At 41.6% G+C, this 21,346-nt stretch carries 17 protein-coding genes; 9 read left to right on the forward strand and 8 right to left on the reverse strand.

The window, feature by feature from the left end; translation table 11 throughout:
• Positions 1-5: 5 nt before the first annotated feature.
• Positions 6-1,394, reverse strand: coding sequence for an aminotransferase class V-fold PLP-dependent enzyme (locus tag AFM12_RS03725; RefSeq protein WP_082391180.1), 1,389 nt, complete (start codon positions 1,392-1,394; stop codon positions 6-8).
• 131 nt (positions 1,395-1,525) lie between these two features.
• Positions 1,526-1,774 (reverse strand): hypothetical protein, encoded by a 249-nt coding sequence (locus AFM12_RS03730; RefSeq protein ID WP_055144037.1) that lies wholly within the window; start codon positions 1,772-1,774, stop codon positions 1,526-1,528.
• A gap of 95 nt (positions 1,775-1,869) precedes the next feature.
• Between AFM12_RS03730 and AFM12_RS03735 the strand changes: the two genes are divergently transcribed.
• Both AFM12_RS03735 and AFM12_RS03740 read left to right on the forward strand, forming a co-directional pair.
• The gene (locus AFM12_RS03735; RefSeq protein ID WP_055144039.1) at positions 1,870-2,184 is read left to right on the forward strand and encodes a hypothetical protein; all 315 of its coding nucleotides are present in this window, start codon (positions 1,870-1,872) and stop codon (positions 2,182-2,184) included.
• A 74-nt stretch (positions 2,185-2,258) separates the two neighbouring features.
• Positions 2,259-3,209: a glycoside hydrolase family 16 protein gene (locus AFM12_RS03740; RefSeq protein WP_055144041.1), complete on the forward strand. Its 951-nt coding sequence runs from the start codon at positions 2,259-2,261 to the stop codon at positions 3,207-3,209.
• A gap of 9 nt (positions 3,210-3,218) precedes the next feature.
• On the opposite strand, the gene AFM12_RS03745 is transcribed toward AFM12_RS03740, so the two are convergent.
• Positions 3,219-5,300, reverse strand: coding sequence for a S9 family peptidase (locus AFM12_RS03745; protein ID WP_055144043.1), 2,082 nt, complete (start codon positions 5,298-5,300; stop codon positions 3,219-3,221).
• Positions 5,301-5,573: 273 nt separating this feature from the next.
• A complete protein-coding gene (locus AFM12_RS03750; protein WP_229308452.1) occupies positions 5,574-6,407 on the reverse strand; it encodes a MerR family transcriptional regulator in 834 nt (277 codons plus the stop codon).
• A gap of 155 nt (positions 6,408-6,562) precedes the next feature.
• On the opposite strand from AFM12_RS03750, the gene AFM12_RS03755 reads away from it, so the two are divergent.
• The 7 genes from AFM12_RS03755 (at position 6,563) to AFM12_RS03785 (ending at position 14,334) form a co-directional block, all read left to right on the forward strand.
• Positions 6,563-7,156, forward strand: a complete 594-nt coding sequence (locus AFM12_RS03755) for a 3-keto-disaccharide hydrolase (RefSeq protein WP_082391181.1) — start codon at positions 6,563-6,565, stop codon at positions 7,154-7,156.
• A gap of 4 nt (positions 7,157-7,160) precedes the next feature.
• On the forward strand, positions 7,161-8,105 hold the full coding sequence (locus tag AFM12_RS03760) for a sugar phosphate isomerase/epimerase family protein (protein WP_082391182.1): 945 nt from the start codon (positions 7,161-7,163) through the stop codon (positions 8,103-8,105).
• 276 nt (positions 8,106-8,381) lie between these two features.
• Entirely contained in the window at positions 8,382-9,239 is an 858-nt protein-coding gene (locus tag AFM12_RS03765; protein WP_055144045.1) for an alpha/beta hydrolase, read from the forward strand.
• Between the two features lie 118 nt (positions 9,240-9,357).
• Positions 9,358-10,971, forward strand: a complete 1,614-nt coding sequence (locus AFM12_RS03770) for a M28 family metallopeptidase (RefSeq protein ID WP_082391183.1) — start codon at positions 9,358-9,360, stop codon at positions 10,969-10,971.
• Positions 10,972-11,125: 154 nt separating this feature from the next.
• Entirely contained in the window at positions 11,126-12,148 is a 1,023-nt protein-coding gene (locus tag AFM12_RS03775; protein ID WP_055144047.1) for a metal-dependent transcriptional regulator, read from the forward strand.
• Positions 12,149-12,151: 3 nt separating this feature from the next.
• Positions 12,152-12,919 carry a FeoB small GTPase domain-containing protein gene (locus tag AFM12_RS19665; protein WP_055144049.1) on the forward strand — a complete coding sequence of 256 codons (768 nt, stop codon included), beginning with the start codon at positions 12,152-12,154 and terminating at the stop codon, positions 12,917-12,919.
• On the forward strand, positions 12,916-14,334 hold the full coding sequence (locus AFM12_RS03785; protein ID WP_055144051.1) for a nucleoside recognition domain-containing protein: 1,419 nt from the start codon (positions 12,916-12,918) through the stop codon (positions 14,332-14,334). Before AFM12_RS19665 ends, AFM12_RS03785 begins: the two co-directional genes overlap by 4 nt.
• Before the next feature lie 248 nt (positions 14,335-14,582).
• Here the strand turns inward: AFM12_RS03785 and AFM12_RS03790 are convergent, their stop codons facing one another.
• The 4 genes from AFM12_RS03790 to AFM12_RS03805 form a co-directional block, all read right to left on the reverse strand.
• Positions 14,583-15,974, reverse strand: coding sequence for an HNH endonuclease (locus AFM12_RS03790; RefSeq protein WP_055144053.1), 1,392 nt, complete (start codon positions 15,972-15,974; stop codon positions 14,583-14,585).
• A 292-nt stretch (positions 15,975-16,266) separates the two neighbouring features.
• On the reverse strand, positions 16,267-18,516 hold the full coding sequence (locus AFM12_RS03795) for a family 65 glycosyl hydrolase domain-containing protein (RefSeq protein WP_082391184.1): 2,250 nt from the start codon (positions 18,514-18,516) through the stop codon (positions 16,267-16,269).
• 140 nt (positions 18,517-18,656) lie between these two features.
• Positions 18,657-19,310, reverse strand: coding sequence for a beta-phosphoglucomutase (gene pgmB, locus AFM12_RS03800; RefSeq protein WP_055144055.1), 654 nt, complete (start codon positions 19,308-19,310; stop codon positions 18,657-18,659).
• Positions 19,303-21,189, reverse strand: coding sequence for an alpha-amylase family glycosyl hydrolase (locus AFM12_RS03805; RefSeq protein WP_055144057.1), 1,887 nt, complete (start codon positions 21,187-21,189; stop codon positions 19,303-19,305). The genes pgmB and AFM12_RS03805 overlap by 8 nt, the downstream gene beginning before the upstream one ends.
• Positions 21,190-21,346 lie beyond the last annotated feature (157 nt).

Below are 21,346 nucleotides of genomic sequence, written 5' to 3' on the forward strand. Positions count from 1 at the left end.
CGTTATCAGGCGGCATTTCGAGCATCAGCAAGTAGATAATTATTGAGAAAATTCAGGAGTGTCATCAAATCTTTCTCGTTGGTGATCATCCCAACGGATATCCTCACTGCCCCTCTCTTTCTTTTTAGCTGCTGTATTTTGGTCACATTATTGATTTCTATAGCATCAAGCAATTCTTTGACTTCAGGCCTTTTCAACTGATGATAACATTCGTCAGCACCGGGATTACAAAAACACCCGGTTCTCAGAGAAATATTGAACCTTAAAGCATCTTGTTCAATTTGTTCAAGATCAATTCTTTGTCCTAAAGAATCCAAAATATGAAAAGCGATCGTATTGCCACGAACCTCCATATCTGAGGGTCCAATGATTTTAATTAACGGACTTCCATTTTGATGTCTTATGTCACTCAAAGCCCCTGTAAACTGCCTGCTGTTTTTCTGAATTTGAAGCTGAATTCGGGGCATTCCGATAGATTCAAGGTATTCTAAACCGATCTTCAAAGCGGGAATCTGATTATAATTGATCGTACCGTCTTCAAATTTCTCATGGTTTTGATGCAAAGCATAGGTCTGATCATAGGTAGAAGCAACTTTGACTGTACCTCCGGCGAAATAATCTTTTTGCAGTTTACAGCAGGTTTCTTTTCTGACCAGCAAGCAGCCAATTCCGGTAGGATAACCAAACATTTTGTAGAAGCTAATGCATACAAAATCAGCTGGAACATCTTTGAGGTCTAAAAGATTTGATGGGGTAAAAGCAGCTGCATCCAGCAAAACATAAAATCCTTTTTCTTTGGCTTCTCTCACCATTTGAAGTGAATGCTTTACACCTGAATAATTACTTTGAGCCGGATAAGCTAAAAGCTTGGTGTCATAATGATCAACCTCCTCCAGAGCCTTTAAAAAATCACTTTTATCTATTTGCAGGTCTGGTGTCAGCTCCAGAAAATTGACCTTTGCCCCCTTCTTTTGAGCCTTTTCTTTGATACCCAAAACCGAGTTATGATTGTCTTTGCTGAGCACAAAAGCACTTTTTTCATCAAACGGAAAACACTCTCCTACAATTTTGAGGGCACCGCTGGCATTGGCTGTAAAAATGCAGTCGTACTCGTCAGTCGCATTGAAAAAAGACAAAACCTTCTCACGGGTTTCTTCAACCAAAGCTGTAGACAAAGAAGAAGTAGGGTTTATACTATGAGGATTCCCGAAAACGCTCTCACGTAATAACTTTTGATGCTTCTCAATTTGCGGAATGGCATAAAGACCACCACCCGTGTAGTCAAGATAGGTGTGAGCCTGTCGGTCTAATTGAGGAAAATCGCGTTTACGAATGATTTCAAAACTGACTCTGTGTCGTTGAGTTCGGAAAGTAAAAAAGTTTTCAAACATCATTTTTATGGCTATTTCTTCCCGAAAATGATATCAAACTCCGGCCTTTTCAAGTGAAATTGTGTGAATGGAGTAGTTTACTGTACGCATTGCAGTAATTCACGAATCATTCCAGCGTAATTTTACCTATGCTATCAAAGGACAAGATTATTCATTTGCAATCTTGCCTTGAGCTCTGCCATAGAGCCTTCATATTCCCAATAAATCCATCGGCCATAGCCGTAATCAGTGAGAATATACTTTTCGCTGATTGATTTGATGCGACCGACCTCGATCAATTTGGTAGAGAAAGAGCTGACCTTTACATCTTCAATAACCTCTTTATTCTCTTCATCAAAGCCATGTAGAATTTGATGACTTCCGACTGCTATTTCTATAAACATGAATTTTACTGTTGAATTTTGTGGTAAAAATGCATCATTTCCGTCGATCAGACTAAAGGAATGATGTTTTCCGGCATGAGAATAAAAAAAGTATCATGACAAATATCAAAGAAGCATACCCTACCCTATCGATTGCACTGGATGATCTTTATAAGCGAGGTTATACTACCGATTTTAATCTCTATCAGAAAAGTCATTCCACAAAGGCTTTCCGCGAATTGGAAAGTAATGAATTTGAAATTGTGGAACACCACCGTTTTGATGGAATGACAAATGTGGCCGACGAGTCCGTACTCTATGTGATTGAAACCAATAGCGGAATTAAAGGAACCTTAATTGATGCTTATGGAGTAGATGCCTCTCCTGAACTGGCACAAATTATTCGGGGGATGAATTTTGCCAGGCAGTAAATTTGAAAATTTTCAATTGGCACTTTGGGATGATTTTCTTTTAATTTCGGTTTATAAAAGAAAATCCGGAATTAATGAAAAAAGCGATCCTATTAACGTCAGCTCTGGTTTTCAGTTTCATTGCCTGTACTGAGAAGGAGGTGCCTTGTCAGGAAAAAACCTGGTACGCAGATATGGACGGTGATGGACTTGGAGATCCAAATAATACCTATCAAGGTTGTAGTGCCCCGACAGGGTATGTTGAAAACTCAGACGACGATGATGATAAAGGGAATCAATCGATTATTCCTGAGAATGGGTATTCTACCCCTGAAAGCTATGACAATCGTACATTGATATGGTCAGACGAATTTAGCGGAGACCAATTGGATGAAACATTTTGGAACTACGAACTCGGTAATAACGGAGGCTGGGGAAATAATGAGCTTCAAAACTATCAAAGAGGAAACACTGAAGTCAAAGATGGCTATTTAATCATTACCGCAAAAAGGGAAAATGGCTCTTACACCTCCTCCCGCCTTACTACAGAAGGCAAGTTTGATTTCAAATATGGAAGAGTGGATATCAGAGCAGCTTTACCGAGAAGTCAGGGAGTTTGGCCTGCACTCTGGATGCTAGGTGCCAACTTTAAACAAGTAGGCTGGCCTATGTGTGGCGAAATTGACATAATGGAACTCATCGGCGGAAGCGGAGACGGCCGCGATAATACTGTGCACGGCACTGTTCACTGGGACAACTTTGGGAGCTACGCCAATTATGGAGGCAGTTTCACAAAAAACTCGGGTCGATTTAACGGAGAGTTTCATGTGTTCTCTATTGAGTGGAATGAAAATGAAATTATATGGTATGTGGACGACCAACAATTTCACGTGATAGACACCACTCCTTCCGGGCTAGCTGAGTTTCAGGAAAATTTCTTTTTCATCTTTAACATTGCAGTAGGCGGAAACTGGCCGGGCGACCCTGACGGCAGTACCATTTTACCTCAATACATGATCGTGGATTATGTCAGGGTGTTTCAATAGGCTCTTAACTTATTGAATATTGCCCTCTAAAGCTTCCAGAAAAGCATATCTCAAAGCCACGTCTTTTAGATAGTCAAAACGGCCACTTGCACCACCATGGCCAAAATCCATATTGGTGTGTAAAAGCAATACGTTATTGTCAGTTTTCATGTCCCGCAGTTTGGCTACCCATTTGGCTGGTTCAAAATACTGCACCTGACTATCATGCAAACCGGTAGTCACCAGCATATTCGGATAGGCCTTCGCATCAATATTCTCGTAAGGTGAGTACGATTTCATGTAGAAATACGCCTCCTTTTCGTTCGGATTGCCCCACTCATCGTACTCGTTTGTGGTTAAAGGAATATTTTCATCCAGCATCGTATTGACGACATCCACAAATGGTACGTCTGCGATAATTCCCTTGTATTGCTCAGGAGCAATATTGGCTACCACACCCATCAAAAGTCCGCCGGCAGAGCCACCCTGAGCGTATAAATGTGCTGCACTTGTATAACCCTGGTCAATCAGAAATTTGCCACAATCCACAAAATCAGTGAAGGTGTTCATTTTCTTCATCAGCTTGCCATCCAGATACCACTGGCGACCCATCTCCTGCCCACCTCTGATATGGGCAATAGCAAATGCATAACCTCTATCAAGCAAACTCAATCGACTGCTGCTAAAAGTAGCGTCAATGCTGTATCCATAAGAACCATAGGCATATTCAAGCAGGGGAGATTTACCGTCTTTTTTGAATCCTTTTTTATAAACAATAGAGATGGGAATCATGACCCCATCTCTCGCAGGAGCCATCAGCCTCTCTGTCACGTAGTTGCTTTTGTCATAACCACCCAGCACTTCCTGCTGTTTCTTCAATGTTTTCTCCCGGCTTTTCATATCATAATCGTAAACCGATGGTGGTGTGATCATGGAGGTGTAGTTATACCTCAACTCCACAGTTTCGTAATCAGCGTTTTGACCAACAGAAACATCATAAGTGGCCTCTTCAAAAGCAATGCTATGCTCATCACCGGAGCTTAAATTCAACACAGAAAGCTGATTCAAGCCATTTTTTCTCTGTTCGGTTACCAAAAAGTTTTTGAAAGCATTTACACTCTCAATCAAAACATCCGGCTGGTGGGATTTAAATTCCTTCCAGTTCTCTACTCCCGTTTTGTCAAGCGGACACTCCATCAATTTGAAATTCTCGGATCCGTCGGCATTGGTTCTGATGATGAATCGGTCATCAAGGGCCACCACTTCATATAAAGTATCTTTAATGCGGGGTTGAAATGCCTTAAAATCATTCTGTGGGGTAGCCGCATCCAGATATCTTAACTCAGAGGAAAGCGTCCCTTGCGAATAAATCCATATCCACTTGCCATTCTTACTTTTGCCAACACCGATATAATTGGTCGGGTCTTCTTCACGGTAAACCAGCACATCTTTGGCGGAATCTATACCTAATTCATGACGGTAAATTCGCTCCGAAAGCAAAGTCACGGGATTCTTGGCGGTATAGTAAATGGTTTGATTATCGGCCGCCCAAACAGGGTCACCTTCGGTATTTTCAATTTTGTCCTTCAGAATTTCACCCGTACTCAGGTTTTTAAACTGGATGGTGTATTGCCTGCGGGAAACCTCATCCACACCAAAGGCAAGCATCTGATTATCAGGACTGATGGCAAGACCCGACACCGAATAGTACGGCTTCCCTTCAGCCATGGCGTCTACATCAAGGATCACCTCTTCCTCAGCCTCTAAACTCCCCTTTTTACGACAATATTTATAGTATTGCTCGCCCTCCTCTGTTCTAACGTAATAATAGTAGCCATTTTTCAGGTAAGGAACCGTCTCATCTTTTTGCTTGATACGCCCTTTCATTTCCTCAAAAAGCTCTCCCTGAAGCTTTTCCGTTCCAGCCATCATGGTTTTCAGGTAATCATTCTCCGCATTGAGGTATGAGATGACCTGTTGACTATCAGGCCCTTTTCCAAAGTAGTCGTACATCCAGTAATACGGATCATTGACAGACTCTCCATGGATGGTTCTGATGTGGTTTTTTTTCTCTGCAACAGGCGACAGGGCCTCAGGCCAGGTATAGGGCATTTATTTAGTTTTTGATGTACAGGCAATAATGCCCGCAAAAATAGCAAGGAAAGAGAGAAGGTTTTTCATGATTTGTAAACAATGGAGGTCAATTTGCAGAGCACTCAAGTTAATCATACACTGAGCTTAGATATTGATATCAAATTTGTCTACCTCTCAAGAGCCTGTTTAGATGACCTCTTGATCCAGATTTTTGACTATTCAAAAAGAAAGGCTGACACAAAACTTATCAAATAGGTTACTCAAGACTCCGGACAAATATTATCCTCAAAGCTATTTTTCCTGCAAGTTTTGATCAGCAAAAAAGATCATTGCATCTCTTAAAAATTCTGCAAAGAACGGTTGATTACTGCCATCGATGGTAGTGTATCTCTCATCTGAGACGTACATCTCTCCCAAACCTTTGTAGGCCTGCTGCTTATCCGCAGATCCGGAGGTACCCCAAAATGCACGAATGATAGCATAGTGCATTGCCACTAAATCCTGTACTTTGTGAGAAGAAACAGCTTCGTTTCTGAGTTCAAATAACTCCGCAGCATTCGCTTTTTGTCTTTCTTTCAAAGCCTCAAAATCTCTTTTCCCGAGTTCCATTAGGGCTTTTTCTGACCGTTCAATTTCTGTTTTTCCCCAATTTTCAATGGCCTGCTCCCGATATTCTTTTGGTAACCCTTCGTAAAGTTCTTCTGGTTTCATTGGTATTTTTTCGTTTAAATTTTTAATCGTTCTATCAATGGTTTTCACCAACACTTTTAGTCTCTTCTGACGTGTCTGCAATGCTTTTTTTTGTTCTGAAAGTGCCTCTATGTGATCAAAATTTGGGTCATCTAAGAGTCCTTTTATTTCCTTTAGCGAGAAATCAAGTTCACGGAAGAACAGTATTTGTTGTAAACGTAACAGTTCTCTTTCGCCGTAATAACGATATCGACTCTCTGAACGTGAGGCTGGTTTCAATAGACCAGTCTGATCATAAAGACGTAAGGTTCTTGCACTTACTCCTGCCAAATCCGTTATCTGCTTGATTGAATACTTCATGGTTTCTATAAATTCTTTTGCAAACATAAAGATTGACCTAAGGTCAGAGTCAAGTGATATTTTATAAAATTTCATAATGACAGTTTTGCTTCACCTATGAGAAGTTCAATGAAGGCCTGGGTATAACCTCTTTCACCTCCCAAAATCCCCCTTTTGCAGAAACTCTACCCTAAGAATGACAGTCAAATCTTTGATTTTGTCTAACTTCCGTCCAAACAAGAAAAACCCTAATGAATTCAACCAAAATGACGCTGGCGATTGCTTTCGCCTTATTCTGTGCGTTGCCCTTAGCAGCTCAGAAAACCAAAAAAGCCTTTAACGGCAAAAACTTCAAAGGCTGGGTAGTACCTCAACCCAATAATGACAACTGGACCATCGAAAATGGGATTTTGCATGTCAAAAGCTCAGAAGATCGCAAAGGAAAAATCCTGTGGACTGAGAAAGAATACACCGACTTCATTATTGAAGCAGAATACAAGAATGTCTCGGGCATTGTAGATACCGGCATTTTCCTTCGCTCCGAAACTGACCAGATCCAAATTGGCATCTCCGGCTCTTTGAAAAAAGATGTGACAGGTTCGCCTTATATTCCGGGTAAAGGATACCCGGTTTTCTCAACCATCGACGGCATTCTGAAAGAAAACGATTGGAATCATATCAAAGTCAAAGTAGTGGGTGATACCTACACCGTTTGGTTGAATGGCTCCGAAGTGATGACCTATACTTCGCCAGACATCCCTGAAAGCGGCCCGATAGGTTTGCAACTACACCCAGGCAATATCATGGCTGTAGATTATAAAAACATAAGAATCGCTGAATTATAAGACAATGCAAAAGTTAAAACTACTCTCCCTTGCGATCGGAATCGGCCTTTTTATCGGTTGTAATACGTCCGCAGAACAATCATCTACCGAAACAACAGAAATCCCTGAGGCAAAATATTCGCTGGCTCAATGGTCATTTAACCGTGATCTTTTTGCCGGAGATATGAGCACCATCGACTTTGTTTATGCTGCCGGCGAAATGGGTTTTGATGGGGTTGAATATGTCAATCAGTTTTTCATTGATAAAGCTGAAGATTTTGAATTTCTGGACTCACTTAATGCAGCCGCCGAAGAAGCTGGTGTTAAAAACCTGATGATTCAGCTGGATCGTACAGGTAACCTTTGTGCCTCAGATGAAGCTGAGCGAAATAAAGCGGTGGAAACAGCCATGAAATGGGTAGATGCTGCAAAATATCTTAATGCACCTGCAGTAAGAGTGAATGCTCATGGTGATGGCTCTGCTGAGGAAATGAAAACCCAATGCATGGATGGCATCGGCAAACTAGCAGAATACGCCAATACGCAGGGCGTTCAGGTGTTGATTGAAAATCATGGTGGCGTTTCCAGTCGCGGTGACTGGCTGGCCGATTTGGTGGGTAGTCTGTCCGACAAAGAAGTGGGTTCGCTAGCTGATTTTCATAACTGGTGTTACGAAACCGTGGATGGAGGACTCTGGGGTGAGTGTCGAAACGAATACGACTATTACAAAGGTTTTGCCGAGTTGATACCTTCGGCAAATGGTGTAAGTGTAAAGGCCATGCATTTTGATTCAACCGGCAATGAGCCCAACCTTAATTTCCCGAAGTTCTTCAAAATCATGAAGGATGGTGGATATGATGGATACCTCGGCGTAGAATATGAAGGAAACGACCTGCCCTCCCGAGAAGGAATCCTGAAAACCAAAGAACTGGCTGCCAAAACCTGGGAGGCTGTTTACAGTGCGAAATAACTTTTAGCATTAAGAGATTAAGGAGTTAAGAAGATTAAGGGATAAAACTTAATGTGCCTTAATGTTTAACCATAAACTATTTTCTAACATTAAGAAATGAAGGAGTTAAGAGTATTAAGCGATAAAACTTAATGACCCTTAATGCCTTAATGTTTAAACTTAAACTACTTTCGAACATTAAGAAATTAAGGAGTTAAGTGAATTAAGCACAATAAAACTTAATGTCCCTTAATGCCTTAATGTTTAATAAAACATCCATTAACGATTGAAATACCTATGAAAAGACTACTCATTTTTACACTGATTCTGATTTCACTGAATTCCTATGCTCAGACGAGTCAGGTTTTTGATGCTGAAACCGTGCATAGTGAAATCCTGAACATGGACAGAAAGTATGCCGTGTATCTGCCACCAAGTTACGAGACCTCGGCCCGCTCCTACCCGGTGCTATATCTACTGCATGGTGGTGGTGACGACCAAACAGGCTGGGTGCAGTTTGGCGAAGTCCAACGCATTGCTGACAAGGCTTTTGATGATATGATTGCTACGGAGATGATCATTATCATGCCGGATGCTGACACCGGAAAAAGAGGTTATTTCAACACGCCCGACAATACCTGGCGTTATGAAGATTTCTTCTTTGAAGAACTGGTGCCTTACGTAGAAAACAAGTACAGAATTAAATCTGAAAAGCGTTATCGTGCTGTGGCAGGCCTTTCTATGGGTGGGGGCGGCTCTTACTTTTATGCCATGCGTCACCCTGAGCTGTTCTCTTCTGCCTGTCCATTAAGTGCGTCGGTGAGAAATTACGATAAAGAAACACTCAAAAGCTGGCTTGACCGAACCAATACCACTTACACGGAAGCTCAGCTGAATACCTATCTGGAAAAACAAAGTTCTTTACGAATGCTCGAAAACGCTGATCTGGATGCAATTAAAAAAGTCAAATGGTATTTCAGCTGCGGCGATGATGATTTTCTCTACGAAGGCAACAGCTTAGTTCATATTGCCTTCCGTCAAAAAGAGATCGCCCACGAATTCAGAATTCAGGACGGAGCCCATAACTGGACCTACTGGAGAACCGAGCTACCCAATGTGCTGGAGTTTGTGAGTGATACGTTTCATCAGAAGTAAAGATCACTTCACTTTTTGACCGATTCCCACCCCTCTTTGAATTATTCCAATAATCCGAAGAGGGGTGTTTGTTTTTTGGGGCTTTCGTGCTTTTATTCAATCAGTTAAACCCTAAAATATGAAATCAATACTCCTCCTCTGCGGCCTGATCCTGACCGGCTTTTTATCAATTGCTCAGCATCCTGAACTTGAAAATATTGACCCGCATAAAATAGAAGGTCATATGCGTTTTTTGGCCGATGACCTGCTGAAAGGTCGGGCTGTGGGTTCTGAAGGTTTTGAAATCGCATCGGCTTACGTGCAGTCTCAGCTTATTTCCATCGGACTTCAGCCCGCGGCAGATGATGGCACTTTCATTCAACCCGTGCCTTTGAAAAGGGCAACTGTTTTACCCGAGAAAAGTTACCTCAGCATTGATCAAGAAAAGCTTAGCTGGGGTGATGAGTACATTCTCAGCCCCTATTTTGAAGCAAAAGTTACCGAGATAAACGCTCCGTTGGTCTTTGTTGGTTTTGGTGTTACTGCCCCTGAGTTTGATTATGATGACTATAAAGGAGTGGATGTCAAAGGCAAAATTGTGGTTTATATCAATGATGCCCCAGCTTCATTTCCATCCAATGAGAAGACCTATTATACCACTGGAACTGTAAAATATGAGACCGCCCTGAAAAACGGAGCCATAGGCGTAATTTCTTTTATGCACCCCGAGAATAACAGAAGACCTTGGGAAGGAACGGTTTCCAGAGCCAAAAACGGCCGTTTCTTATGGACTGATCCCTCAGGAAATAACCCCGCTTCTCACCCTGACCTAAAAGCTGTAGCCACATTCAATAGCGACAAACTTGAAAGCCTGTTCGGAGATCAGTACCCGAGTTTCAAATATAGCCTGGATGAATTAAGCAGCTCAAAACCAGCGTCTTTTGAAATGAATAAAACCGCTGAACTTCATATTGAAACGCAACATGAAAACGTCATGAGTAGTAATTTACTTGCCGAAATTGAAGGATCTGACCCCGATCTGAAAGACGAATATCTGGTCTATGCCGCTCATCTTGACCATCTGGGTATCGGACGGGCAGTCAATGGCGACTCTATCTATAACGGTGCACATGACAACGCCTCAGGGGTGGCTATCTTGCTCGAAATTGCCCGCACTTTTAAATCTCTGAATCCTGCTCCAAAAAGATCTGTTCTTTTTGCCATCGTTACTGCCGAAGAGTCCGGTTTGCTAGGTTCAGACTATCTGGCTCATTTTCCATCGAAGGGTAAAGAGCAAATGGTCGCCAATATCGCCATGGATATGCCATTTTTCTTTCATCCTATTCTGGACATTGTCCCCTACGGAGCCGCTCATTCCAGTCTTGGAGAAAACACTAAAAAAGCAACGGAGTACCTTGGACTTGGTATAAGCGACGACCCTTTCCCTGAGCAGGTTATCTTTATCAGGAGTGATCATTACAGCTTTATTAAAAAGGGGATTCCGGCCTTGTTTATCAAAAGTGGTTTTAAAACGGTACCATCAGATACCATAGACCGCAGTAAAAAAGATGTGGAATGGCGAAGAACCCATTACCACACCCCTCAGGATGATATGAATCAGCTCTTTGATTTTTCTGCTGCCGCAATGCACGTCAAAGTCAATTATTTAATAGGAAAGCAAGTGGTTAATGACAGCTCAAAACCGTCCTGGAATCTCGGCGATTTTTTCGGAAGTAAAATGGGTAAAAAGTAAATTATTAGTTTAAATTCGGTTCTAAAATAGACCGTTTAACAACTGTATTTCAAATATTTACAATATATCACTATATATTTAATAATATTTTTAGACTAACCTAAACTTAGTCCTTATCTTTGATGTTGTAAGATTGTAAAGAAGTATTCTGATCATGTACAACTATAATCCGTTTTGGGCTTTAACTATTTTTCTGGCCGTTGCCGTACTTGGTTTCTTTCTTTTCAGGCCTTCAAAAGGATGGTTTTGGGTCATCAACAAGGGAGCTAAAAAAGATAAAAAAGAGCTGATTGAAGATATTCTCAAACTGCTTTATCATAGTGAAAACGAGGATAAGCCGGTCAATGTCAATGATATAGCCCGAATACTCAATGATGATGAAAAAGAGGTGTTAGAATCGCTCAGTGAAATGGCTGAGGTAGACCTCATAAGTCTCTCCGGTAATCATGTAAAGTTAACCAAGGCCGGTAGCGACTATGCCTTGAGAATGGTAAGAGCTCACCGCCTTTGGGAGCGATTTCTGGCGGAAAAGACCGGATATGACGAGGCCGACTGGCACCATATTGCGGAGAAAAAAGAACACGAACTGTCGGCAGCCGAGACTGAACAGTTGGCAGCTAAACTGGGGAACCCGCAATTTGACCCGCATGGTGACCCTATTCCCACAAATACAGGAAAAGTGGCTCCCATTAATGGTGTCCTTTTATCTGAATTGGAAACAGACACCATCGCTCGCATCATTCATATCAAAGACAAACCGGATATCGTCTATAAGCAGATCGTGGCCGAAAATATTCACATCGGTTCGCATATCAGAGTGGTGGAAAAATCGCCGGAGCGAATTGTATTTCATGCTGAGGGCGAGGCTTTTGTCCTGGCTCCTATTGTGGCCGCTAATATCACGGTTTCTGTTTTGAAAAAAGATGTCCTGTTTGAAGAAAATATTGCCCGCCTGAGCATGCTTCAGGAGAACGAGACTGCAGAAATTATCGGAATTTCCCGTGAAATGAGGGGCGAAAGCAGACGCAGATTGCTCGACCTGGGTTTTGTCAAAGGGGCCGATGTGAAAATTGATTTACCAAATCCTCTGGGAGAACCCAAAGCTTTTCTAATTAAAGGAACCAGCATTGCACTGAGGGATAATCAGGCTTCAAAAATTTTGATAAAAAAGAGTTAAATCATGGAAGCAGCACCAAAATCAGCTTGCGAAACATGCCCGCAATATAACGCCGAAGGCTTAAAGAAATTAGGGGTTAACCTTAATGAGGCCGACTTCGTGGTCGCCTTGGCGGGAAACCCCAATACGGGAAAAAGTACCGTTTTCAATGCTCTCACAGGCTTGAAACAACATACCGGCAACTGGCCCGGAAAAACCGTTACCCGGGCAGAAGGAGCGTTTCAATACAACGATCAAAAATATAAACTGGTCGATTTACCAGGCACCTACTCTTTGCTTTCAACCTCTGAAGATGAGGAGGTTGCACGAAATTTTATTCTGTTTGGCAGGCCCTCAGTGACAATTATTGTTGCAGACGCCAGCCGATTAGAACGTAACCTCAATCTGGTGCTACAAGTACTGGAAATCACCGATAAGGCTGTGCTTTGCCTAAATCTGATGGATGAAGCCGAGCGAAACGATATTGAGGTGGATACCCGAACACTGGCAAGAGACCTGGGTATACCGGTAGTGGCCACCAGTGCCCGGTATTTGAGGGGTATTCCGGAGTTGATTCAGACGGTAAGCGATTTGGCCAATGGACGAATAGTATGTAAACCTCACCGCATCAAAAATATTCCACCAAATATCGAAAAGGCGGTCACCAAACTCAGCAATGAGATTCAGGCTGTTTACCCCGACATCCCAAACAGCAGATGGCTGGCTTTCAGACTATTAGAAGGTGATAATCACGTGATTGAATTACTGAGAAAAGGAGAATTTGTGAAATGAAAGAGACCAATGTAGAAAACCTGATAAGTCTCTCAAATGACCTGAGATGGCAGATTGGAGACGAATTTCATGATAATCTGGCGGAAGGAATTTACGCCGATGCTGCTGAGATTGTCAAAGGCTCAGTACGAAATAAGAAAGAAAAGGGTCATTTGCGTTTTGATGCCAAACTCGACCAAATCTTAACCAGCAAATACCTGGGCTTCCCGCTGATGTTTCTCATTCTGGCGGTAGTCTTATGGCTAACCATTGTGGGTGCTAATTATCCATCGGCTATGCTTGGTAGTCTTTTATTAGACACGGTTCACCCTTTTCTGAAAGATTTGGGAGTGACTGTCGGTCTGCCGGTTTGGCTCAATGGCTTTCTGATTGACGGTGTCTATCTGGCTGTGGCCTGGGTTATTGCCGTGATGTTGCCGCCTATGGCTATTTTCTTTCCTCTGTTTACACTTTTGGAGGATTTCGGTTATCTGCCCAGAGTGGCTTTTAACCTTGACAATCTTTTCAAAAGGGCCGGTGCTCATGGAAAACAGGCCCTCACCATGAGTATGGGTTTTGGCTGTAATGCCGCCGGAGTAGTGGCTACCCGTATTATCGATAGCCCTCGGGAGCGTCTGATTGCCATAATTACCAATAACTTTTCCCTTTGTAACGGTCGCTGGCCTACGCAAATATTGATTGCCACCATCTTCGTGGGAGCCGTTGTACCTAAAGCATGGTCTGGACTTGTTTCTTTAGCCGCCGTAATTGGCATCGCGGTTTTGGGTATGGGCTTTATGTTCTTTACCTCCTGGGCATTGTCAAAAACGGTACTGAAAGGTGAGGTTTCTACCTTTAGTCTAGAGCTTCCACCCTACCGCCCGCCTCGTTTCTGGAAAACTATTTATACCTCGCTGATAGACAGAACGTTGATCGTGTTGTGGAGAGCCATTGTTTTTGCGGCTCCGGCTGGTGCTGTGATCTGGCTCATTTCCAATGTTCATCTAGGTGACCTTTCCATAGCGGCATGGTCCATTGATTTTATGAACCCCTTCGGCTATTTGCTAGGGCTCAATGGTGTTATTCTACTGGCCTATATCGTGGCAATTCCAGCGAATGAAATTGTGATTCCTACCGTACTGATGCTAACTGTTTTGGTTACAGGTATTGGCGGAGGAGCAGGTGCCGGAGTCATGTTTGAACTGGACTCTGCCAACGCCACCGGTGATATTCTTAAAGCCGGTGGATGGACATTACTGACTGCAGTTAATCTTATGCTATTCAGCTTGTTGCACAACCCATGTAGTACCACTATTTATACCATTTACAAAGAAACCAAATCCCTCAAATGGACCGCTGTAGCGAGTATTTTACCGGTGATTATGGGTTTTGTGGTGACATTTTTGGTGGCTCAGGTTTGGAGGTTGCTTTCTTAAGTTTAAAGCTCTGGGGAGATTCTAAACCGGGTATTTTGTGAATATATTCAATAATTGTCCGGTTCTTTTTTGAATAGAATCAAATCATTAGGGCAAAATGCTGCTCATTTCTTTGTGCTCATTTAAAGTGCTTAGCTTAACCACCAGATACGACGTCGTGCCTGTAGACTTAATTAATTTAATCTAAACTGGCGGATTTGCAGGTCAGTTTCAATTTGGCAACTAGAGGCAAGTGTCATCATCCTTTGTCAGTGATTTGTATTTAACGGTTGTGCCTGTTCAATCGCATCAAATATCCTTCGAAATTGTAGGTATATTTTCTTTCCGTCAGATTCACCTCGCAAAATGCAGTATATCTTTAGAATGTTACTGCCATTGAATTTTGCAACATGTGTTGAATAGAATTCGATTAGAGAATATAAACCCACCTTTCCGAGTTGAAATTTTTGACCAATTAGGTGTTTGTTAACTCGTTTGAATTCAGCATACAACTCTTCTCTTATGTTCGAATGAATAAAATTCATTTGATCAAGTTGATCAATGGAGGTATCTATAACCGAGTAGGGAAAGTAGAAAATATTCAAATGAGCGACCAAGTCTGCACTTTGCTTGACATATTTTTTTTTAAATTCAGTTTTATCAATTTCACCCTGATCATATTTCTCCTGAAGTTCCTTGATTATTGAAATCAAACCATTTTCCCTAGTGGTTCTGAAAATTCGATCGATACGCCTTTCGAAGACTTGCTCATTTAAGAATGAAAATTCTTCCGATTTAGGTTGAGTAGGTGAGTTAAGAATTTTTTTAATATCGAATTTCAAATCGATAAGTGACTTGAAAATTTCTCCCGTTAATGCATCTTGATGGAATTGTTCATTTATTTCTTGCCCCTTATATTCGCTGCTTATGATTATTGCACAGCATAGAACGTTAAATAGTTCAAGATACCCGATGAGGTAATTGCCGATAGATTGTATCACTATTAGGTGTGATATTTCTTCGTCACCAAAAGTTCTGACCTCCTGATTAAAATTTAAGAAGAAGACATTATTTAAACTCTGATCAAGATCATGTACCCTTTTATAAAGTTCGGAGTAGCTAGTTATATCCTGAGCCTTCAGTGCTAAGAACTCCAGAATTATCTTGTTTACTAGCAATTTAATTTCCTGAGTTATTTGGAAATCTATTTCTAGTTGTAAAGGAGGATCGCTAATTAAAGGAGTTACTTCCAAATGGACTGGGATCTTCGTTTTGGTTATGACCTTTGAAGCATGTTTCTTAATTGTCTTTAGGACTTCCTTCGGATCACCACTAACCAATAGCTCGATTTTACCATCCGGATGTTCATTCAATTGGAAATTTGTTTTTACTTGTTTTGTATTTCCCTTTTGATCTTTAAGATACTTGTTGCCTTCTGGATCTTCAAAATGTAGTTTTCGGGCATTTTTTGCATCAAATATGTGTAAATGAACCTTAAAGAGTTCTGCCGCGGAAGGGTCAATTGTTTTACCGAATCGTTTACTGTTGCAGGAATAGCAAATTATCTCATTTGATGATAATCTGCCATTGAGCGATTCAGGAATGATATGTTCTTTTGAATTATCAAGAGGCTTATTACAGAAGATACATATGTTTGTCAAATTCTTACTTCTTTCAGTGAAAAAATCGCAAGCTTGCGGCTTAACGGCATGCCCTTTTCTTGGCTGTTTTGTGTAATTACATTAACCCCATTCCATGAGCAATATAGCCCATTATTCTGAATCAAATAGTAAAAGGATGAAGCTGAATGAAGCTGAATTTAATGAGCCCACCAACTAAACGAATAATCATACTTTTCAGAATAGAAGCTTTTTCATAACCGTAATTTATAAAAACAAAAAAGGCACAACAACTCTCAGATCATTGTGCCTCTATTCTTGTATTGAGCTTCTCCTACCCCATATGCGAAACCGTAAACCCTTCCTTATTCACGTTCACCTCCATCAGTTTTCCTCTGAAACCTACCCGGAAAGAGTAAGCATCCCAGCCGGCAGGTAGTTTGGGGTCAAAGGTGACTTCGCCGTTTTTGACACGCATGCCACCAAAACCTTTTACTACGGCCATCCAGGTACCAGCCATGGAGGTGATGTGCAGACCGTCTTCGGTATCGTTATTATAGTCGTCAATATCCAAACGGGCGGTACGCACATACATTTCGTAGGCTTTTTCCAGTCGGTCCAGCTTACAAGCCAAAATGGTGTGCACACAAGGCGATAGTGAACTTTCGTGCACAGTCATCGGCTCATAAAAGTCAAAATTGCGTTCAAGCTGCTCTATAGAGAAATCATCTTCATGGAAGTACATGCCTTGTAAAACATCAGCTTGTTTGATAAAACAGCTTCTCAGAATGCGGTCCCAGCTCCACTTTTGGTTGATCGGGCGGTGTTCAGTGATTTCATCAACCTCCATCAGTTCTTTATCCAGGAAGCCATCCTGCTGCAAGAACACCTCACGCATTTCATCATACGGCAGATAAATTTCCTCGATGATATGCTCCCATTTGTCTTCTTCTAAATCAGCGTTGAAGTTCAGCTGAGCGGCAATTTCTTTCCATCTTTCCGGTGATTGCGAACGCACATGTTCAATGGACTCCAACGTATATTTCAGCGTCCACTGAGCCATATAATTGGTGTACCAGTTGTTATTGACGTTGTTTTCGTACTCATTTGGGCCGGTCACGCCCAGCATCACATATTTACATTTGGCCTCCGACCAATTCACCCGCTGAGCCCAGAAACGGGAGATTCCGATCAACACATCCAGTCCGTATTCAGCCAGATAACTTTTGTCGCCGGTGTAATTGATATAATCATAAATGGCGTAGGCAATTGCCCCGTTTCGGTGAATTTCCTCAAAAGTGATTTCCCACTCATTATGGCATTCTTCCCCATTCATGGTCACCATCGGATACAAGGCTGCACCATCTTTAAACCCTAATAATTGAGCATTTTCAATGGCCTTTTGAAGGTGATTATGTCTGTAAACCAAAAGGTTACGGGCTACTTTTTGTTCGGCTGTGGCCAAATAGAACGGCAAACAATAAGCCTCTGTATCCCAGTAGGTTACACCACCGTATTTCTCACCCGTAAAACCTTTTGGTCCGATATTCAATCGGGCATCTTCACCGGTATACGTTTGCTGCAAATGGAAAATATTGAAGCGAATGCCCTGCTGGGCAGCAATATCACCTTTGATCTCAATATCGTTTCTCTCCCACTTTTTCTCCCATGCCATAGCATGATCACCATGCATCACCTCAAAACCCAAATGATAGATTTTGTTCAGGTAGTCTTTTGCCAGATCTAAATGCTTTTCTGGCTCATGGTTTTCTGAAGATAGATTAACCGCAAACTTTTGAATAATAGTCTGCTGATCAGTAATTAAGGGCAGCTCATAGGTAAAACCTACGTATTTCTCTTTCTTTACAGGCAAAGAAACCGGGTGCAGCTCTTTCTTTCCCTGAAAAAACTTCATTCGCATACCGGTGGTCACGGTAAATTGTGGTACAGTTTCCCACAGCGACTTTTTGGTTTTCATGGTCAGGTAAGCCTCGGAGCCTTTCAGGTTCTTGTCCACTTCCTCCCAGAACTTCTCCCCGTGGTTTGAGTCACGGTTACTTACATCACCATCCAGGTATGGGGTTATCTTTGCCTCTCCTTTAAAATTCAGGGGCTTTATGGCATAATTGATAACTCCGGCCTCATCATGAGCCATACTACAAAAACGCTCTGAGACGATTTCCAACTCATTCCCGTTTTCCATCTTAACATGGCAAATACGGCGAAGCGTACCGTTTTTCATGTTCAGAATACGCTGAAAACTTATAATCTCACATTTCGCTAAATCCAGCTCCACGCCGTTAATCTCAACGTCAATTCCTACCCAGTTGGTGGCATTGATCACCTTGGCGAAGTAATTCGGGTAACCGTTTTTCCACCAACCCACACGGGTTTTGTCAGGATACCAAACCCCGGCGATATAATTGCCCTGAAGGGTATGTCCACTGTATTTTTCCTCAAAATTGCCTCGCTGACCCATACGCCCATTGCCAAGGCTCATCAGCGACTCTGTAATTTCATTATGTTCGGGGTGAAATCCTTCTTCTATGATACACCACTCGTCATGTTTTATATAATCTTTCATTTGTAATCCAGTTTGTTTGATTGGTCATGATACTGACCTTAATGACGGAATAACGAATTCATTTCCGTCTCAAATATTGATAGATTCTAATCTTAAAGATATGGTTGTTAACTCTTTTAATAATCAAGTTAAGTCTTGATTTAGCTCAATTTTTGGTCTATTAAATCCTGAAGGTCAACGCCTTCAAAAGAAGTGAGAATTAAATCGGCATTGGGTAGGTTTTCAGTTGTGCCAATACCAATGGCTTTCATTCCGGCAGCATGAGCCGCTTCAATACCCGCAAAAGCATCTTCTACGACCACACACTCCTCATTTTTTAATTCCAGAGCCTCTGCACCTTTGATAAACACTTCAGGATCAGGCTTTGACTTTGAAACAGAATTGCCATCCACAACAGCATCAAAAAACGAAGCCAGTCCTATTCTATCTAATATTCTGGGAGCATTTTTACTGGCAGAGCCCAGTGCCATTTTCAGACCGTTTTCTTTAATTTGGGCAATCAAATCTGTAATGCCGGGCAAAATATTTTCCTCGGTCATTTGATCAATCATCTCCACATACCAGTCGTTTTTCAAGGTTGCCAACTCTAAAATCCTTTCTTCAGGCAATTCCATTTTACCATATTCCAAAATTCTGGCGATGGAATCCATCCGGCTGATTCCTTTCAGCGTTTCATTGAATTCTTCATCAATATCGAAACCCAGCTGGTTGGCCATTTTTTTCCAGGCGGCGTAATGGTAAACTGCTGTATCAACAATGACCCCGTCAAGGTCAAATAAAAATCCTTTAATCATGTAGTTTTAATAGTAAAGCCTCGTAGGCATTTAATTCAATAATTGATAAATCTGTCAGCTCCTCCCCTGTCATCAGATAAGTCGCTTTCTTCCTACCTTTTAAAACTTCTTCAAATCTTTTGGTTGAGAAGCTTTTTGAGCTGTTAACCGTATTCGTAGCCACCATGATCGTTTCATCACCAGCAGTTCTGAAATACACATAGACACCATCATCAAAAGGCATAAACTGGATAAAATCACCTTCGCCAATGGCCTTTTCGGTAGTTCTGATGGAGATCAATTTTTTGACAAAATCAAAGGTCTCATTCTCAATTTCTGTTCTGCCCTCTTTCTGAAACTTATTGACTTCATCATCAGGCCATCCGCCGGGAAAATCCTTTCTAACTTCCGCATCCGTAGGATTTTTAAAGTTTTTGGTCAGAATTTCTGTGCCATAATAAATCTCAGGAATACCTCTCAAGGTCATCAGCCAGGTTAAACCCAACTTAAATTTACGATAATCTTCACCCACCACAGAGAAAAAACGATGCTCGTCATGATTATCAAGATAGGTTACTAATTTTTCTGGGTTTTGGTACAAATAATCCTGTACCAGTGTCTCATAAAGCCTGTTGGCTCCTTCATGCCAGCCGTATCCTTCGCTGAGTGCTTTCAGCATATTCGAATGCACCTGATAATCGACCGTTGATTCCAAATTACAGGCAAAATCAAGCTCCATATTGTTTTTGACAAAGGCCGCTACGTTAGGTACCGGATTCGCCAGAGACTCGCCGAAAAGAAACAAGTCAGGATACTCAGCTTTCAAAGCAGCGTTACAGGCATTCATGAAGGCCATGTCGTTATACATGTACGTATCAATGCGGTAGGCATCAATTCCAAAATTCTGAACGGTCCAGAGGGCGTGTTGAATCAAATAATTGGCCACCAAAGGGTTCCGTTGATTCAAATCAGGCAAAAAAGGCATAAACCAGCCATCAGTCATTCTAAGACGGTCATATTGGGATGCATTTGGATCAAGAGCCGGCTGTTCCTTGTAACTGGTATTGGTGTATTCGTCCCATTGATTCAGCCACGATTTCATAGGCAAATCTTTGACCGTATAATGGTTGATTCCAACATGATTATAGACGGCATCCTGAATTACCTTAAATCCCTTTTCATGAGCCTTTTGAATAAATTCAGCATATTTCTTATTTCCGCCAAGACGACGATCAATGGCATAATGATCGGTAAAACCATAGCCATGATAGGCTGAACGCATATTCCCACCTTCATTGGTTTGCGGCTGGTCATTCTCTATCACCGGGTTTAACCAAAGTGCGGTTACACCCAATTCTTTGAGATAGTCTAAATGGTTAATTATTCCTTGTAAATCGCCTCCATGACGTAGCCAGGGATTATTTCGGTCAGATTCCGGATCTGCCATATCGGCAAATTTATCGTTAGAAAGGTCACCGTTTGAAAAGCGATCAGGCAGGATCAAATAAATAACATCTTTTTGAGAAAGACTTTGAATATCTACGTTTTGCTTTTGACGCAATTCATAAGTTCTGGCAATAGATTGTTCCCCATTTTGAAACTCAAACCTAAGTTTACCCGCTTTCGCCTTTGCTTTAATCTCAAGATCAATGAAGATGTAATTTGGATTTTCAACCCGGGTAATTCCGGTGAGCTTGACCCCATTGTACTTGTTCAACTTCACCTCAGCAGTCCCAATACTTTCGCCATGCACCATGAGCTGTAGTTTAGGGTTTTGCATACCTACCCACCAGCTTGTAGGGTCTACTCTCTCAATATCAATAGATTGTGCGGTTGACTTTATAGAAATAAGGAAGAAAAGCAGTAAAACCGCTTTTATTAATAAAGGTCTGGAAGTCATTAATTTAAAGTATTTTCTATGCAAAGAAAACGCTTAATACCTCATTCTCATAATCAAAAGCTATCTTTGGCTTGCAAAATTTTGGCCTAAAACATGAGAAGAATCTGTTTGCTGATAGGTTTTATTTTTAATTCAATTTTAAGTTTGAAAGCACAGA

Source organism: Jiulongibacter sediminis, assembly GCF_001306455.1.
Lineage (GTDB): Bacteria > Bacteroidota > Bacteroidia > Cytophagales > Spirosomataceae > Jiulongibacter > Jiulongibacter sediminis.

Bases quoted from the DNA above. Each gene is read 5' to 3' on its own strand.
- AFM12_RS03805 (WP_055144057.1), bottom strand. From the start codon at position 21,189: ATGACTTCCAGACCTTTATTAATAAAAGCGGTTTTACTGCTTTTCTTC.
- AFM12_RS03785 (WP_055144051.1), top strand. From the start codon at position 12,916: ATGAAAGAGACCAATGTAGAAAACCTGATAAGTCTCTCAAATGACCTG.
- AFM12_RS03755 (WP_082391181.1), top strand. From the start codon at position 6,563: ATGAATTCAACCAAAATGACGCTGGCGATTGCTTTCGCCTTATTCTGT.
- AFM12_RS03750 (WP_229308452.1), bottom strand. From the start codon at position 6,407: ATGAAATTTTATAAAATATCACTTGACTCTGACCTTAGGTCAATCTTT.
- AFM12_RS03745 (WP_055144043.1), bottom strand. From the start codon at position 5,300: ATGCCCTATACCTGGCCTGAGGCCCTGTCGCCTGTTGCAGAGAAAAAA.
- AFM12_RS03770 (WP_082391183.1), top strand. From the start codon at position 9,358: ATGAAATCAATACTCCTCCTCTGCGGCCTGATCCTGACCGGCTTTTTA.
- AFM12_RS03765 (WP_055144045.1), top strand. From the start codon at position 8,382: ATGAAAAGACTACTCATTTTTACACTGATTCTGATTTCACTGAATTCC.
- AFM12_RS03730 (WP_055144037.1), bottom strand. From the start codon at position 1,774: ATGTTTATAGAAATAGCAGTCGGAAGTCATCAAATTCTACATGGCTTT.
- AFM12_RS03725 (WP_082391180.1), bottom strand. From the start codon at position 1,394: ATGATGTTTGAAAACTTTTTTACTTTCCGAACTCAACGACACAGAGTC.
- AFM12_RS03775 (WP_055144047.1), top strand. From the start codon at position 11,126: ATGTACAACTATAATCCGTTTTGGGCTTTAACTATTTTTCTGGCCGTT.
- AFM12_RS03795 (WP_082391184.1), bottom strand. From the start codon at position 18,516: ATGAAAGATTATATAAAACATGACGAGTGGTGTATCATAGAAGAAGGA.
- AFM12_RS19665 (WP_055144049.1), top strand. From the start codon at position 12,152: ATGGAAGCAGCACCAAAATCAGCTTGCGAAACATGCCCGCAATATAAC.
- AFM12_RS03760 (WP_082391182.1), top strand. From the start codon at position 7,161: ATGCAAAAGTTAAAACTACTCTCCCTTGCGATCGGAATCGGCCTTTTT.
- pgmB (WP_055144055.1), bottom strand. From the start codon at position 19,310: ATGATTAAAGGATTTTTATTTGACCTTGACGGGGTCATTGTTGATACA.
- AFM12_RS03735 (WP_055144039.1), top strand. From the start codon at position 1,870: ATGACAAATATCAAAGAAGCATACCCTACCCTATCGATTGCACTGGAT.
- AFM12_RS03740 (WP_055144041.1), top strand. From the start codon at position 2,259: ATGAAAAAAGCGATCCTATTAACGTCAGCTCTGGTTTTCAGTTTCATT.